This window comes from Streptomyces sp. NPDC019396 (genome assembly GCF_040632375.1).
In the GTDB taxonomy this organism is placed as follows: Bacteria; Actinomycetota; Actinomycetes; order Streptomycetales; family Streptomycetaceae; genus Streptomyces.
In genome coordinates this window covers 234,698-249,136 of the sequence record NZ_JBEYBS010000006.1, presented here as the reverse complement: position 1 = coordinate 249,136, position 14,439 = coordinate 234,698, and the positions used below count along the sequence as shown (strand labels likewise).

Genomic DNA, 14,439 nt, shown 5'->3' with positions numbered 1-14,439 from the left:
GGTCCGCGAGGTCCGCCCATGGAGTGGTTCACGGCACCCGACTACTGGCTCAGCAGGCTGGTCTTCCAGCGGGCGCTGGCGGCCCTGTATCTCGTGGCCTTCCTCGCCGCCGCCATGCAGTTCCGCGCCCTGATCGGGGAACGGGGGATGCTTCCGGTGCCCGGCTACCTCCGTCTGACACCGATGCGCCGGGCGCCGAGCATCTTCCAACTGCACTACTCGGACCGGTTCTTCGCCTGCTGCGCCTGGGCCGGGGCGGTGCTGGCGGCCGGTCTCGTGGGTGGGGCCGCCGACCGGCTGCCCCTGTGGACGGCGATGCTGTGGTGGGCGGTGCTGTGGGCCCTGTATCTGTCCATCGTCAATGTGGGGCAGACCTGGTACGCGTTCGGCTGGGAGTCACTGCTGCTGGAGACGGGCTTTCTCGCGATCTTCCTCGGGAACGAACGCGTCGCGCCGCCGGTGCTGGTGCTGTGGCTGCTGCGCTGGCTGCTGTTCAGGGTGGAGTTCGGCGCGGGCCTGATCAAGATCCGCGGGGACGAGTGCTGGCGCAGGCTGACCTGCCTCTACTACCACCATGAGACCCAGCCGATGCCGGGCCCTCTGAGCTGGTTCTTCCACCACCTGCCGGGGCCGGTCCACCGCGTGGAGGCGGCGGCCAACCACATCACCCAGTTGCTCGTCCCGTTTCTGCTGTTCACCCCGCAACCGATCGCGAGCGCCGCAGCAGCCATGATCGCGCTGACCCAGCTCTGGCTGATCCTGTCCGGCAACTTCGCCTGGCTCAACTGGCTGACGGTGGCCCTGGCTCTGTCCGCCATCGACAGCTCCCTCGTCACCGGGCCGCATCCGTTCCAGCAACCGCCGCCGTGGTACGCGGTCACCGTCATGGCCGTCACGGTGCTGGTGCTCGTGCTCAGCTACCGTCCGGTGCGCAATCTGCTGTCCCGGCGCCAGGCGATGAACCGCTCGTTCGACCCGCTGCACCTGGTCAACACCTACGGGGCCTTCGGCACCGTGGGCCGGGTGCGCTTCGAGGTCGTGGTGGAGGGCACGGACGAGCGGGTCGTGCATCCGGGCACGGTGTGGCAGGAGTACGAGTTCCATGGCAAGCCGGGGAATATCCGGCACTGGCCGCGTCAGTTCGCGCCTTACCATCTGCGGCTGGACTGGCTGATGTGGTTCGCCGGGCTCTCCCCCGCGTATGCCCGCCCGTGGTTCGGCGCCTTCGTGGAACGGCTGCTCGACCAGGACCGGGACACCTTGAGGCTGTTGCGCCGCAATCCGTTCCCCGACCAGCCGCCGCTGTTCATCCGCGCCAGGCTGTACCACTACGAGTTCACCAGCTGGCGGCAACTGCGCGCGACCGGCGCCTGCTGGCAGCGCCGCTATCTGCGGGACTTCCTGCCGCCAACCCGGTTGAGCACGGAGAGTGAGCCCGACGGACACGAGGAAAACGAATAGGGACACCAAAGAGGGTAAAAAGCCCGTACCCCCGAGGCGGGTGCCGCCCAGGGGGTACGGATCAGGCAATCGGTTCGCCGGCGTCTCAGTCGATGCCGGGCAGGATGTGCGGCTCTTCGAGATCGTCCTCGTAGCCGGCGAGCCGGATGGGCGCCGACCGGGCCCAGACTTCCAGGCTTCCGAGTTCGTCGCCGCGCCGTCCGACCCGCTCGCCTCGTTCGGCCGGCCGCTTCTCCTGCTTCATCACTTCAGTTGTCACCGCGCACTCCTCGTGTGTCGCGCAACAGGGGGACTAGGGTCTCTTCGGTCGCGGTGGCGCCGTTCTCTGGCGGGATCGCGGCCGTGGTTGCGGGCCTGTCCCGGGGCGGCCGTGGGGGGTTTCGTGGGCCCCTGTTGGCCATCCGTGCGCCCCAGCTTAACCATATGAGCGCCCTTACGCTCGATGGGGCGCGTCACATCGAGGGTTCTGTACAGAAAAACGTACGGAGGTGACGGCCCATCGGGTATAGGAAACCCCCGGGCGGCCCAAGGCGCCCGGGGGTGACGGCCGAACGGGTTACGTCGGCCACCTCGAAGGGGTGTCGTGCAGGTGACGCGATGACGGCCGCGGCCTCACCAGTTCGACGGAGCGTAGTCCTTCAGGAAGCAGCCGTAGAGGTCCTCGCCCGACTCGCCGCGCACGATCGGGTCATAGACCCTGGCGGCCCCGTCGACCAGGTCGAGCGGCGCGTGGAAGCCCGCGGCCGCGAGCCGGACCTTGTCGGGGTGCGGACGTTCGTCCGTGATCCAGCCGGTGTCGACGGCGGTCATCAGGATGCGGTCCGCCTCGAACATCTCCTGGGCGCTGGTGCGGGTGAGCATGTTGAGCGCCGCCTTGGCCATGTTGGTGTGCGGATGACCCGCGCCCTTGTAGCCCCGGCGGAAGACGCCCTCCATCGCTGACACGTTCACCACGTACCTGCGCTCCGCCGCCGCGGCGGCCATGGCCGGGCGCAGCCGGCTGATGAGGATGAACGGCGCGGTGGAGTTGCACAGCTGGACTTCCAGCAGCTCGACCGGGTCGACCTCGGAGACGGTCTGGATCCAGCTGTTGGTGTCATGGAGATCGGGGACGAGCCCGCCCGCGTCGATTGCGGTGCCCGCCTCGATCCGGGCGAGGGAGGCGGAGCCGGAGACCAGCGCCAGCTCGGTGACGTCTTGGGCCGTGAGCCCCTCGGCGCGCGGTGCGGGCAGCGCCGCCATCCGGTCCACACCGCCGCTGCCGAAGGTGCCGATCACCTCGGCGGCGGGCAGCTCGCCCGCCGGCAGCGGGGCGCTCTCGGCCGTGACCAGCTCGCTGTACGCCTGCGGGGAGCGGCGTACGGTCTGCGCCGCGTTGTTGATCAGGATGTCCAGCGGACCCTCTGCGGCGACCGAGTCGGCGAGCGCGACCACCTGGGCCGGGTCGCGCAGATCGATGCCGACGACCTTGAGGCGGTGTATCCACTCGTCGCTGTCCGGCATCGCCTTGAAGCGGCGGATCGCGTCGTTGGGGAAGCGGGTGGTGATGGTGGTGTGGGCGCCGTCGCGCAGCAGCCGCAGCGCGATGTACATACCGATCTTCGCCCTGCCGCCGGTCAGCAGCGCCCGCCGTCCGCTGAGGTCGGTGCGTGCGTCGCGCCGGGCCCGGTTCTCGGCCGCGCACTTCTGGCAGAGCTGGTGGTAGAAGGCGTCCACCTCGACGTACCGGGCCTTGCAGACGTAGCAGGACCGGGGACGCTGGAGGATTCCGGCGATCTCGCCCAGCACGGACGAGCTCGGCAGCAGGCCCTGTGTCTCGTCGTCGATCCGCTCGGCCGAGCCGGTCGCGGTGGCCTCGGTGACGGTCTTGTCGTGGGCGGTCTTCGAGGCCCGGCGCTCCTGGCGGCGGCGCTGCTTCACGGTCCGGTAGATACCGGCCGTCGCACGGCGGACCGTGATCGCGTCGGGGTGGTCGACCTCGATCCGGTCGAGCTCCTCGAGCACGCTCAGGCAGACGGCCAGGCGCTCCGGGTCGATGCCCGGACCGTAGTCCCGGACCTCCTGGACCGGCCCGATGTCCTGGCCGGGGCCGTCCTGTGTCACCGTCATCGCCGCTGCCGTTCCGTCCTGTGAGCACCCTGGGGATTCCGAAAGCGGAACTTTACGTCAGTCGGGCGTACGTACGCCAAACCCGGCCAGGGGACTCACGTCACAGGCCGCGACGGCTGTCCGGCCCGGTGCCCGGCGCCCGGTCGAAGACGCAGTCGCCGCACAGCCCTCCCCCGGGGCTGCGGTAGTAGAGGCAGCAGGTCGTCCGGCGCAGCGCGGGGCCGTGCACCGTCCCGGACAGTTCCGGGTGTTCCAGCAGGCCGGTGACCAGGCGGGCGGCCCGCCCGGCCACGTCGGGGCGCCCATGGGCCCGGGCCCAGCGTGTGAGTTCGCGCAGGGCGCCCGCGAGGGCGGATCCCGTGTTGCCCCGCAGCAGCCGGGGTGCGATACGCACCTCGGCGCGGAACGCCTCGGCGAGCGGAACGAGCTGCCCCTCCAGTACGGCTTCGCGCAAGGTGTCGACGGTCGCCGGCCGGGTCTGTCTGCCGGACCAGCACAGATCGTCCGGTGCGGTCAGCTCCGGGTCCCAGTGCAGGGTGCCCGGTGCCGGATCGGGGAACTCGCCGCGGAGCACGGCCGGTCCGAGCGCGGTGGACCAGATCCTCGCGGCGAGACCCAGATGCGCGATGGAGGCGGCGACCCGTCGCTCGGGCGTACCGAGCCGGGACGCCACCCGGTCGACACGGGCGGTCAGTACGGTGAGGTCGCCGCCGTGGATCCGGCTGATCGCGGTGTGCCCGCTGCCGGGGGCACCCGTGCGCAGCGCGAAGAATCCTCCGATGGAGGACGGCTCGTCCAGATTCACACGCTCCCCCGGTTCCGTCGGCGCCGCGCCCATCGAAGCACAGCGGCGAACAGGGCTTGTACTGCCTTCACGCTCCGTCACGGGGACCACAACCACGGGGGTACGCCCGCTGTCGCGTACTACGCCGGTCGTACGGACCATTCCCTGCTCAGGAACGACGACCGGGCGGCTCACAAGGGAGATCGTGTTGCCCATGAGTTCCCTCGCCCTGTCCGTGCTGCTGTCGCTGGTTTCCGCGGCGGCATACGCGTCAGCGGCGATCGTGCAGGAGAGTGTGGCGGCCGGTGCGCCCGACGGGCCTTCCGCCTTGGTGTGCAGCGCCCGGTGGTGGGCCTCCGTCGGCTTGAACGCGCTGGGGGCGCTGCTGCACGTGGGGGCACTCGCCTACGGGCCGCTGAGCCTGGTGCAGCCGCTCGGCGCCCTGACCATCGTGTTCGCCCTGCCCCTGGCGGCGGTTCTGGGCGGCCGGAAGGTGGGCAGGGCCGCCTGGCGGGGCACTCTGCTGGCGTCGGCCGGGCTTGCCGGGCTGCTGGCGCTCATCGGGCCCGGACAGACGGGTGTGCCGGGAGGCGCGGCCCGGCAGGCGGCTGCCGCCGTGGCCTTCGGGGCTGTGGCGCTGCTGTTCCTGGCCGGTCGGCGGGTGCGGCGACACCCGGTGCTGCGGGGCGTGGTGCTGGCCGGTGGGGCGGGGGTGGCCTTCGGAGCCGCGTCCTGCTTCACCAAGATCGCCACCGCGGGTCCGGCCGACGCGGCCGGTGGGAGCATGACCGGGCTTTTGCCGGCTCTGCTGGTGATCGCCGGTCTCGCGGTGGCAGGGCTGCTGCTGTCCCAGGTGTCGTATCGCGGCGCCGGTCTGGCGGCGTCGCTGGCGACGGTGACCGTGGTCAATCCGGTGATCGCGGCGGTGGCCGGACTGCTGCTCTTCGGCGAGCGCTTCCTGTACGGCGTGGCGGGAGCCGTCGCCGCGCTGGTGTGCGCGGGTACGGCGGGCACGGGCCTGGTCCTGCTTTCGGCGCAGCGCGGGACCGGTGCCGGCGCCGAGCCGACCGGCCCGGCGCCCGAGGGCAGGGCCGCCTCAGACCGTGATCCCGTGCGCCCTGAGGTAGGCGAGGGGATCGATATCGGAGCCATACCCCGGCCCCGTGCGCACCTCGAAGTGGAGATGGGGACCCGTGCTGTTGCCGGTGGACCCTGAGCGCGCGATCCGCTGCCCCCCGCCGACCTGCTGGCCCGTGCGAACACTGAGCGCCGATAGATGCGCGTACTGGCTGTACTTGCCGTCGGAGTGCCGGATGACGATCTCGTATCCGTACGCACCGGCCCAGCCGGCGGACACCACACGGCCGGGAGCGACGGCCTTCACGGAGGTGCCCGTGGGCACCGGGAAGTCCACCCCGGTGTGGTATCCGCTGGCCCAGGCACCGGCCTTGCGGTAGGGGGTGCCGGTGCCCGCGGTGACGGGGGCGCTGAAGTGGGCCTGACCGGTCCGGCCGGCCTGGCTGCTCTGGCCGGTGTGGCGCTGGGCGCGCTCGGTGTGCTGCGGCCGCTGCTGCTCCCGCTTCTTCTCGGGGGCGGGCTTGGCGGCGGGCTTCGGCGACGCCGTGGACCGTTCGTGCTGCCCGGACTGCGGCCGGTCCTTCGTGGCGGGGCGCTGCGCGGTCGTCTGCATGCGCAACCGCTGGCCGGGGAGGATGAGGTCGGGATCGTCACCGACGACGGCGCGGTTGGCCGCGTAGAGCGCCTGCCAGCCGCCCCTGACCTCGTGGGTCCTGGCGATTCCCGAGAGCGAGTCGCCCTTCGCGACGGTGTACGTCTCGCGCTGCCCCGGCACGGTCGTCGGGGCGGCCTGCTGCTGACGTGAGGCCCGGACCGATGCGGCCTGCGTGGTGACCGCGGCCTTCGCCTCGACGGCACGCCCGCGCTCCGGCGCGATGGCGGGATCCGCTCCTCCGCGCGCCAGCCCCGCATGGGTGGAGCAGGTCGGCCAGGCGCCGGGGCCCTGCCCTTCGAGCACCTTCTCGGCGACTGCGATCTGCTGGTCCCTGGAGGCGAGATCGGCGCGCGGGGCGTAGGCCCTGCCCCCGTAGGCCTCCCAGGTCGACTGGCTGAACTGCAGGCCGCCGTAGTAGCCGTTGCCCGTGTTGATCTGCCAGTTGCTGGTGGACTCGCAGGCCGCGACCTTCTCCCAGACTTCCACCGACGCGGCATTCGCCGTGCCCGCGCCGATCAGCGGGAGCGCGATCCCCGCACCGCTCGCGGTGACGGTCAACGACGCCCGGTTGATTCGGCTCGGCTGGTAGCGGCGGTGCCGCCCGCGTAAGGCCATGGGTCCCCCCCTCGAACGCATCAGCAGCCGCAAAGCTAAGCGCTGCCAACAGCACTGACAAGGGGCGCGAACGGGCGTGAGGTCGCACGAACGTCCGCCCCGGCGGCGGAATCCGGGATTCCTGCGCCGCCCGGGCGACTCGCACCCCCATGAACGCCCCGCTCTCGTGCAGCGTATTCATACTGGCCAGGGGCGGGGCACGGCCGACGACTCAGGGTCGCCGGGGGCATGGACCGGTGGACCGAGGGCCCGGAGGTACGGTCCCGATGACCGATGGACTCGACGCACTCTTCAGACTCCAGGAGCACACGTATGAGTGGTACCGCCCAGATCGGCGTCACCGGGCTCGCGGTGATGGGCCGCAATCTCGCCCGCAACTTCGCACGCAACGGCCTCACGGTCGCCGTGCACAACAGGACCGCGAGCAGGATGCGCGAGCTGGTCGAGGGGTTCGGCCACGAGGGTGCGTTCGTGCCCGCGGAGACGGCCGAGGAGTTCGTCGCCGCACTGGAACGCCCGCGCCGGCTGGTCATCATGGTCAAGGCGGGTGAGCCGACGGATGCCGTGATCGAGGAGTTCGCCCCGCTCCTGGAGCCGGGTGACGTCATCATCGACGGCGGCAACGCGCACTTCGCCGACACGCGCCGCCGGGAGCGCGAACTGCGCGAGCGCGGGATCCACTTCGTGGGCGTGGGCATCTCCGGGGGCGAGGAAGGCGCCCTGCACGGACCGAGCATCATGCCGGGCGGCTCGCCCGAGTCGTACGCCTCACTCGGGCCGCTCCTGGAGAAGATCGCCGCGAAGGCGAAGGACGGCACGCCCTGCGTGACGCACGTCGGCCCCGACGGCGCTGGGCACTTCGTGAAGATGGTGCACAACGGCATCGAGTACGCGGACATGCAGCTGATCGCCGAGGCGTACCATCTCCTGCGCGAGGTCGCCGGATACTCCCCCGCGAAGATCGCCGAGACGTTCCGCGGCTGGAACACCGGGCGCCTCGACTCCTACCTGATCGAGATCACGGCCGAGGTGCTGGCGCACACGGACGCGGCGACCGGCAAGCCGTTCGTGGACATCGTGGCGGACCAGGCCGAGCAGAAGGGCACCGGCCGCTGGACCGTGCAGATCGCGCTCGACCTCGGAGTGCCGGTCTCCGGCATCGCCGAAGCCGTGTTCGCCCGCTCGGTGTCCGGCCACGCCGACCTGCGCGCGGCCTCGCAGCAGCTGCCGGGGCCGGTGCCGCAGCCGCTCGGCGGGCAGGAGGCGGCCCGATTCGCCGCACAGGTCGAGCAGGCGCTGTACGCGTCGAAGATCGTGTCGTACACCCAGGGCTTCCACCAGGTCCAGGCGGGCAGCGACTCCTACGACTGGGACATCGACCTGGGCGCGGTGGCGGCGATCTGGCGCGCGGGTTGCATCATCCGGGCCGCCTTCCTGGACCGGATCCGCTCGGCGTACGACACCCAGCCGGACCTGCCCAGCCTGCTCTCGGACAAGCAGTTCGCCCAGGAGATCGGCGCGGCACAGGACGACTGGCGCGCCGTGGTCGCCACGGCGGCGCAGCAGGGCGTGCCCACGCCCGGCTTCTCCGCGTCACTGGCCTACTACGACGCGCTGCGCGCGACACGGCTGCCCGCGGCGCTGACGCAGGGCCAGCGCGACTTCTTCGGCGCGCACACCTACCGGCGTACGGACCGGGACGGCTCGTACCACACCCTCTGGGGCGGCGACCGCTCGGAGGAACGCACCGCCTGATCCGACCGGGCTTCCCGCGCCCGGCCCGCTCACCGCATCGGGCCTGGCGCGGGCTCCGGATCGGGCACCGGATCGGGGCCGGGCGGCTTGGGAATCGGATCCGGCGAGGGCACCGGGTCGGGCGCGGGGCCGGGCGGTGGCACGGGGCTCGGCGGCGGCACGGGCCCGGGTGCGGGGTCCGGCATCGGGGGTACGGGGTCGGGGTGCGGGTTCGGGTGCGTCATCGCTGGCTCCCTGGGGTGCGGGGCGTATGGCTCCAGGTTCCATCGTTGCGACTGCCCAGGCACGGCGGGTCCACGCGTGGGTGGGCGGGTTCCACGGCGTGGCCGCACCCCCGCGCGGTGCGCCGGGGTGCGGGCCCTACTCAAGCTCTCCCTGACGTCGTCGGGGCGCTCCCGGACGGGCCAGGTCATCGGGGTGGCACACCGTGCTGGTGAGCGCGGACACCGAGCCCCAGGGTGCGCCGTCACCCTCAGAGATCCGGGTGGCTTTCCCTGAGCTGGCGCACCGCCTCGTCCACCGACCCGGCAGCCGGCACCGGCGCCTCGTCCGGGTGCCGTTCGGCCCACGCCGCGGCGTACGGGCACAGTGGCACGACCGGGACGCCCTCGCGGGCGGCCATCGCGTAGAACGCACGCACCAGCGAACCGGCCACGCCCTTGCCCTCGTGCTCGGGCCTCACCACGGTGTGCACCGCGACGAGCGCGGGCGGCTCGCCCCGCATGGTGAAGTAGGCGACGTGCCCGGCGAACCGGCCGTCCTCGAACGCTTCCAGCCTGCCCTTGTCCCGGTCGTCGCGGATCTCGCGATCAGCCATCGCGCACTCCTCGTGTCTCAGACGCGCGCGGCTGCTGACGCGACCGCGTGCGGGCTGGCCTGGGTGTCGCTGCCGGGAACGGGCCGGGAGGGGTCGGAGCCAAGCTCGACGATGCGGTTGCCGGCGTCGACATGCACCACCCGGGGCACCAGGGTCCGCGCCTCGGCGTCGTCCACCTGGGCGTAGCTGATGAGGATCACCAGATCGCCGGGGTGCACCAGATGCGCAGCGGCACCGTTGATGCCGATGACACCGGAACCGCGTTCCCCCTCGATGACATACGTCTCCAGCCGTGCGCCGTTGCTGATGTCGACTATGTGCACCAGCTCACCGGGGAGCAGGTCGGCGGCCTCCATGAGGTCCGCGTCGATCGTCACGGAACCGACGTAGTGCAGGTCGGCCTGGGTGACGGTGGCACGGTGGATCTTGGACTTGAACATGGTACGCAGCATCGAGGCACTCCTGAACCTAGGCTCCCTGCCTGCGTTTTTGCAGGTCAAGGGCGGTTTCCCTACCCTACAGCGAGTCGCGTGTCCGGGCAGCGTCAGCCAGGCTCTTGAGGACTGACGCCGACCACTTGCCGACTCTTCCGGCATGCCGCCAGGTGGGTTTGGGGGGCTTCTCCGCTCCCCGGACCCCACTGCGACGACGGCAAGCCTACGCAGCGCCCCCCGAACGACGCCCGTGATCACCGTCACTCCGGCCGCCTGGGCGGCGGTCGGCGGCCGTCGCCCTTCGAGGCGGCCGAGGATCACCTGGCCGTTCGGTCGGCGGACGGCAATGGGGGCTGCAGTTGCAGTGCACGGGGATCTTGCCGGTGATGGTGCTGTCGGCGATGTTCACGCCGGTGATGGATACCGCCGACGCGGGGGCGAGGGAGCGGTGTTGTTGCTGACGCCCGCACCGTAGCGACCGAAGATCGGCAAGAGGGCAAGAAGAACTTATGCACTGCAGTACTAAATATCCCTTTCTAGCTATTTTCACCGGATACAGCATGAGTGCATCAGGAGTTCCACACCCTCCACGGAGTGCTGAGACACCAGGACATCCCATGACTACGACGACTCGGCTCACGCAGATGCCTCCGCCCCGGGCAGGAGCCGTCCGGCGGCTCCTGCCGCTGAAGGAGGCGGCCCGCAGTGCGCGGGCATGGATCTCGGCGGAACTCCGGGAGTGGAGGATTGCGGCGCTTCTCGACGAGGCTGCGCTAGTGGCGAGCGAGCTGGCCGCCAATGGGATCCGGCACGGGCTCGCTCCGGTCTCGATGTCCCTGAGCAGGATCCGCCACCCTCGCGGGGCGCCGGGCGTCAGGATCGAGATGTGGGACCGGGGGCCCGGGTTCGACGCCTCCGAGGTCCGCGAGGGCTGGAAGCACCGGGACGACGGCTTCGCCGAAGGGGGACGAGGGCTGCGGCTGGTCGACGCGCTCGCGGAGAGCTGGGGCAACGAGACGCGGACCGGCAGCCATGTCGTATGGGCCTGTCTCTACCTTCCCGGCATGGAGTGACGGGTGCCCGGGGCCGTGCGGCCCCGGGCACCCGCGTTCTCTCGGCGAAGTGCGATGCCGCGGGAGATCGGTGTCAGTCCACGATCGCCAGTACGTCGATCTCCACCCGCGCCCCGGGAGCCAGTCCGGCGGCCACCGTGGTGCGGGGCGGGAACGGTTGACCCACGACATCGCGGTAGGCGGCGTCCATCTCCTCGAAGTCGTCGTCATCGGCGAGGTGGATGCGCACCATCAGTACGTTCCCCCATCCGGCACCGCCCGCGGACAGCACGGAGGTGACCTGCCCCAGAATGCGCCGGGTCTGCGAGGCGACGCCGTCGTCGAGGAGTCGTCCGGTAGCGGGGTCCGCGGCCAACTGGCCGCTCACCTGGAGGAAGGGCCCTATGCGGCGGCCCTGGCTGTAGGAGCCCGCGGGCGCGGGGGCACCTGAGGTGGACAGTGTGGTGAAGGGCATCTCTGCTCCGGGAGGCTCTGGGGAAGTCCGGGTACGGCCGGGGCGGAAATTCAGGCCGGGGCACCGAGGGCGCTCGTGACGTGCTTGACGCGGGTGTAGTCGGCGAGGCCGTAGGCGGAGAGGTCCTTGCCGTGTCCGGAGTGCTTGAAGCCGCCGTGTGGCATCTCCGCGGTGAGGGTCCCATGCGTGTTGACCCATACCGTGCCGAAGTCGAGTTCCGCCGTGGTGCGCAGGGTTCGGGAGTGGTCCCTGGTCCAGACAGAGGCCGCCAGGCCATAGGGCTGGTCGTTGGCCAGTGTGACCGCCTGCGCTTCGGTGGTGAACTTCTGCACGGTGAGGACGGGGGCGAAGACCTCTTCCTGGACGATCTCGTCCTGCTGGTCCAGTCCCGAGATGACGGTGGGGGCGATGTGGTAGCCGCGGTCGCCGACTCGGTGGCCGCCGGCATGGACGGTGGCGTGGTCCGGCAGCCGCTCCAGCAGTGTGAGGACACGCCGGAGCTGCGCGGGGCTGTTCAGGGGGCCGATGCCGGGCCCGGTGCCCGCGTCCGCTCCGCGGACCATGGCGTCGGCGCGCTTGGCGAGCGCGCTCACCAGAGCGTCGTGAACGCGCTCGTGGGCGAGCACCCGGGTGGCGGCGGTGCAGTCCTGGCCCGCGTTGTAGAAGCCCGCGGCGACGATGCCCGCAGCCGCGGCCTCGACGTCCGCGTCCTCGAAGACGAGCACGGGCGCGTTGCCCCCCAGCTCCAGGTGGGTCTTCTTCAGATCCGCCGAAGCCGCCCGGGCGGCTTCGATGCCGGCCCGGGTCGATCCGGTGAGGGAGACCATCGTGGGCACGGGATGCTCCACCAGCGCCCGGCCGGTGTCCCGGTCGCCCAGGACGACGTTGAAGACTCCGGCCGGCAGGAAGCGGCTGGCCAGCTCGGCGAGCATGACAGTGCTGGTGGGGGTGGTCTCGGCCGGTTTGACGACGGTGGTGTTGCCCGCGGCGAGAGCGGGCGCGACCTTCCACACGGCCATCATCAGCGGGTAGTTCCACGGTGTGATCTGCGCGCACACACCCACCGGCTCCCGGCGGACCAGGGAGGAGTGCCCGGCAACGTACTCACCGGCCGCGCTCCCCTCCAGCAGACGGGCGGCCCCGGCGAAGAAGCGCAACTGGTCGGCGCATTGCGGGATCTCCTCCGCGAGCATCTGGTGGCGGGATTTTCCGGTCTCCCGGCATTCGGCGTCGGCGAACTCGTCGGCGCCGTCCTCCAGCGCGTCGGCCAGCCGCAGCAGCGCGCGCTGCCGCTCGGCCGGAGTGCTGCGCCGGAATGTGCGGAAGGCCTCCTGCGCGTTGCGCAGCGCCTGGTCCACCTCCTGCAGCCCGGAGACGGCGGCATGGCCGACCGTGTCCCCTGTACGGGGGTCGACGAGCGGCAGTGCGGCACCGGTCGCACCGCGTCTGCGTCCGCCGATCAGGTTGGTGAGGATGTCGCTGGTGATCACGTGAACTCCAGATGGGTGGGGGCGAACATGCGCAGCAGACAGGGCAGGACGACGACCTGCGGGCCGCCCGATGCCAGGGCTGCGGCGAGGTCGTCCGCCAGCGTCTCGGGGGTGGTGGCTGTGGCGGGGATGTCGAAGGCGGCCGCGAGCGCCGCGAAGTCGGGGCGGGCCAGTTCGGTGGCGGTTGCGCGCCCGAAGGCGTCGTTCATGTACTCCCGGAGGATGCCGTAGCCGCCGTCGTCGATGATCAGCCAGGTCACGGGCAGGTCGTGCTGGCGCAGGGTGGCCAGTTCGGCGAGGGAGTACATCGCGCCGCCGTCCCCGCTGACGGCGAGCGCGGGCCGGCCCGTGGAGGCGGCTCCCAGGGCTGCGGGCAGGCCGTAGCCGAGACCTCCGGCGCCCTGGGCGGAGTGGAACGGGGCGCTACGCGGGTCGAAACCGGACCATGCCCAGTAGGCGAGGATGGTCATGTCCCAGAAGCTCGGCACGGCGTCGGGCAGTGCGGTGCGTACCGCGCCCAGCACACGCTGCTCCAGGTCGAGATCCTGCTCGGCGAGGCGGTCGTGGATCAGGGCCAGCACTCTGGCGACGGCCTTCTCAGAGGTTCCGGCGAGCGCGTTCCCGGTCACCGCGGCGGCCAGTGCTTCCAGGGCGACGCGGGCGTCGGCGTGGATGCCGAGCGCGGGGTGGTTGGACTCCAGCTTGCCGAGCGCGGCCTCGATCTGGATGATCCGGCCGCGCGGGGAGAGGGTGTGGTAGTGGCTGGAGAGTTCCCCCAATCCGGAGCCGACGACGAGCAGCACGTCGGCGTCCTCGAGGAATTCGGTCAGGTGGCGGTCCTCCAGCCAGGACCGCAGTGAGAGGGGGTGTTCCCAGGGGAAGGCGCCCTTGCCGCCGAAGGTGCAGGCCACCGGGGCCTGCAGGCGTTCGGCGAGTTCCAGCAGCGCGGCCTGCCCGCCGGCGCGCACCACGCCGCCGCCGGCCAGGATGACGGGCCTGGTGGCGTCGTCCAGCAGGCGGGCCGCCTCGGCGACCAGTTCGGCACGGGGTGCGAGGAGGGCGGGGGCACCGCTCAGGTTGCGTACGGGGGGAATGCCGGCCGGTCCGAGCAGGACGTCCTGCGGGATCTCCACCCAGGCCGGGCCGGCCGGTGCGGTGGCCGCCTCCTGCCAGGCGCGGGCGATGGCGGAGGGTATCTGGGAGGCGGACCTGACCAGTTGCGCGTGCTTGACCACGCCTCGGGCGACGGCGGCCTGGTCAGGCAGCTCGTGGAGGAACCCGCGGCGGGCGCCGCCGAGACCTGCGGCCGGGATCTGGCTGCTGACGACCAGCACCGGTGCGGAAGCGGCAACCGCTTCCTGGAGGGCGGCGAGCGCGGTCAGCGCGCCGGGCCCGGTGGACAGCAGCAGGGGGGTGACCTCACCGGTGACACGGGCGTGTCCGTCGGCGGCGAAGGCGGCGTTGTTCTCGACGCGGCCGGAGACGAACCGCAGCCGGCTGCGGTTCAGCGCGTCGAACAGCCCGAGCGCGTGCTGGCCCGGGATACCGAAGACGGTGCGGGCTCCGAGTGCCTGCAGTGACTCGACGACGACATCGCCGCCGTTGCGCGCGGTGGCCGGGGATGTGGTCATCGCGCCCACCGCCCGGACTTCGAGCGGGCGAGGGGTGTCCCGGCGTGCGCGAGCCGCCGGGTCCGGGAGAGGAACGGAATGGCC

General features: G+C 71.5%; 14 protein-coding genes. 4 read left to right on the top strand and 10 right to left on the bottom strand.

From position 1 onward, the window contains the following. Window positions 1-18 precede the first annotated feature (18 nt). On the top strand, window positions 19-1,461 hold the full coding sequence (locus ABZ532_RS09535; protein ID WP_361280710.1) for a lipase maturation factor family protein: 1,443 nt from the start codon (window positions 19-21) through the stop codon (window positions 1,459-1,461). An 85-nt stretch (window positions 1,462-1,546) separates the two neighbouring features. Here the strand turns inward: ABZ532_RS09535 and ABZ532_RS09530 are convergent, their stop codons facing one another. The 3 genes from ABZ532_RS09530 to ABZ532_RS09520 form a co-directional block, all read right to left on the bottom strand. Further along, the gene (locus ABZ532_RS09530) at window positions 1,547-1,720 is read right to left on the bottom strand and encodes a hypothetical protein (protein WP_361280809.1); all 174 of its coding nucleotides are present in this window, start codon (window positions 1,718-1,720) and stop codon (window positions 1,547-1,549) included. Window positions 1,721-2,073: 353 nt separating this feature from the next. Continuing rightward, window positions 2,074-3,570, bottom strand: coding sequence for an SDR family NAD(P)-dependent oxidoreductase (locus ABZ532_RS09525; RefSeq protein ID WP_361280709.1), 1,497 nt, complete (start codon window positions 3,568-3,570; stop codon window positions 2,074-2,076). A 100-nt stretch (window positions 3,571-3,670) separates the two neighbouring features. Continuing rightward, window positions 3,671-4,375, bottom strand: a complete 705-nt coding sequence (locus tag ABZ532_RS09520) for a (2Fe-2S)-binding protein (RefSeq protein WP_361280708.1) — start codon at window positions 4,373-4,375, stop codon at window positions 3,671-3,673. Between the two features lie 193 nt (window positions 4,376-4,568). On the opposite strand from ABZ532_RS09520, the gene ABZ532_RS09515 reads away from it, so the two are divergent. Further along, window positions 4,569-5,570 (top strand): DMT family transporter, encoded by a 1,002-nt coding sequence (locus ABZ532_RS09515; RefSeq protein WP_361280707.1) that lies wholly within the window; start codon window positions 4,569-4,571, stop codon window positions 5,568-5,570. Here the strand turns inward: ABZ532_RS09515 and ABZ532_RS09510 are convergent. Further along, window positions 5,451-6,701 (bottom strand): transglycosylase family protein, encoded by a 1,251-nt coding sequence (locus tag ABZ532_RS09510; protein WP_361280706.1) that lies wholly within the window; start codon window positions 6,699-6,701, stop codon window positions 5,451-5,453. The genes ABZ532_RS09515 and ABZ532_RS09510 overlap by 120 nt on opposite strands. A 312-nt stretch (window positions 6,702-7,013) precedes the next feature. On the opposite strand from ABZ532_RS09510, the gene gndA reads away from it, so the two are divergent. Further along, complete coding sequence (gene gndA / locus ABZ532_RS09505; protein ID WP_361280705.1) at window positions 7,014-8,456, top strand: NADP-dependent phosphogluconate dehydrogenase; 1,443 nt, start codon at window positions 7,014-7,016, stop codon at window positions 8,454-8,456. Between the two features lie 29 nt (window positions 8,457-8,485). Here gndA and ABZ532_RS09500 read toward each other — a convergent pair whose 3' ends face one another. From ABZ532_RS09500 to panD, 3 genes are all read right to left on the bottom strand, one after another. Then, window positions 8,486-8,680: a hypothetical protein gene (locus tag ABZ532_RS09500; RefSeq protein WP_361280703.1), complete on the bottom strand. Its 195-nt coding sequence runs from the start codon at window positions 8,678-8,680 to the stop codon at window positions 8,486-8,488. 248 nt (window positions 8,681-8,928) lie between these two features. Then, window positions 8,929-9,273: a GNAT family N-acetyltransferase gene (locus ABZ532_RS09495; protein ID WP_361280702.1), complete on the bottom strand. Its 345-nt coding sequence runs from the start codon at window positions 9,271-9,273 to the stop codon at window positions 8,929-8,931. Window positions 9,274-9,290: 17 nt separating this feature from the next. Beyond that, on the bottom strand, window positions 9,291-9,725 hold the full coding sequence (gene panD / locus ABZ532_RS09490) for an aspartate 1-decarboxylase (RefSeq protein WP_361280701.1): 435 nt from the start codon (window positions 9,723-9,725) through the stop codon (window positions 9,291-9,293). A 599-nt stretch (window positions 9,726-10,324) separates the two neighbouring features. On the opposite strand from panD, the gene ABZ532_RS09485 reads away from it, so the two are divergent. Further along, on the top strand, window positions 10,325-10,780 hold the full coding sequence (locus ABZ532_RS09485; RefSeq protein ID WP_361280700.1) for an ATP-binding protein: 456 nt from the start codon (window positions 10,325-10,327) through the stop codon (window positions 10,778-10,780). Between the two features lie 73 nt (window positions 10,781-10,853). On the opposite strand, the gene ABZ532_RS09480 is transcribed toward ABZ532_RS09485, so the two are convergent. Genes ABZ532_RS09480 through ABZ532_RS09470 form a run of 3 tightly spaced genes read right to left on the bottom strand, consistent with a single transcriptional unit; the run spans window position 10,854 to window position 14,355 of the window. After that, window positions 10,854-11,234 carry a Rid family hydrolase gene (locus ABZ532_RS09480; RefSeq protein ID WP_361280698.1) on the bottom strand — a complete coding sequence of 127 codons (381 nt, stop codon included), beginning with the start codon at window positions 11,232-11,234 and terminating at the stop codon, window positions 10,854-10,856. 50 nt (window positions 11,235-11,284) lie between these two features. Next, a complete protein-coding gene (locus ABZ532_RS09475) occupies window positions 11,285-12,721 on the bottom strand; it encodes an aminobutyraldehyde dehydrogenase (protein WP_361280805.1) in 1,437 nt (478 codons plus the stop codon). Then, on the bottom strand, window positions 12,721-14,355 hold the full coding sequence (locus ABZ532_RS09470; protein ID WP_361280697.1) for a thiamine pyrophosphate-binding protein: 1,635 nt from the start codon (window positions 14,353-14,355) through the stop codon (window positions 12,721-12,723). Before ABZ532_RS09470 ends, ABZ532_RS09475 begins: the two co-directional genes overlap by 1 nt. Window positions 14,356-14,439: the final 84 nt, after the last annotated feature.

Excerpts from the sequence above, each read along its gene's own strand:
- ABZ532_RS09535 (WP_361280710.1), top strand. The coding sequence starts at position 19 with ATGGAGTGGTTCACGGCACCCGACTACTGGCTCAGCAGGCTGGTCTTC.
- ABZ532_RS09525 (WP_361280709.1), bottom strand. The coding sequence starts at position 3,570 with ATGACGGTGACACAGGACGGCCCCGGCCAGGACATCGGGCCGGTCCAG.
- ABZ532_RS09515 (WP_361280707.1), top strand. The coding sequence starts at position 4,569 with ATGAGTTCCCTCGCCCTGTCCGTGCTGCTGTCGCTGGTTTCCGCGGCG.
- ABZ532_RS09510 (WP_361280706.1), bottom strand. The coding sequence starts at position 6,701 with ATGGCCTTACGCGGGCGGCACCGCCGCTACCAGCCGAGCCGAATCAAC.
- gndA (WP_361280705.1), top strand. The coding sequence starts at position 7,014 with ATGAGTGGTACCGCCCAGATCGGCGTCACCGGGCTCGCGGTGATGGGC.
- ABZ532_RS09500 (WP_361280703.1), bottom strand. The coding sequence starts at position 8,680 with ATGACGCACCCGAACCCGCACCCCGACCCCGTACCCCCGATGCCGGAC.
- ABZ532_RS09495 (WP_361280702.1), bottom strand. The coding sequence starts at position 9,273 with ATGGCTGATCGCGAGATCCGCGACGACCGGGACAAGGGCAGGCTGGAA.
- panD (WP_361280701.1), bottom strand. The coding sequence starts at position 9,725 with ATGCTGCGTACCATGTTCAAGTCCAAGATCCACCGTGCCACCGTCACC.
- ABZ532_RS09485 (WP_361280700.1), top strand. The coding sequence starts at position 10,325 with ATGACTACGACGACTCGGCTCACGCAGATGCCTCCGCCCCGGGCAGGA.
- ABZ532_RS09480 (WP_361280698.1), bottom strand. The coding sequence starts at position 11,234 with ATGCCCTTCACCACACTGTCCACCTCAGGTGCCCCCGCGCCCGCGGGC.
- ABZ532_RS09470 (WP_361280697.1), bottom strand. The coding sequence starts at position 14,355 with ATGACCACATCCCCGGCCACCGCGCGCAACGGCGGCGATGTCGTCGTC.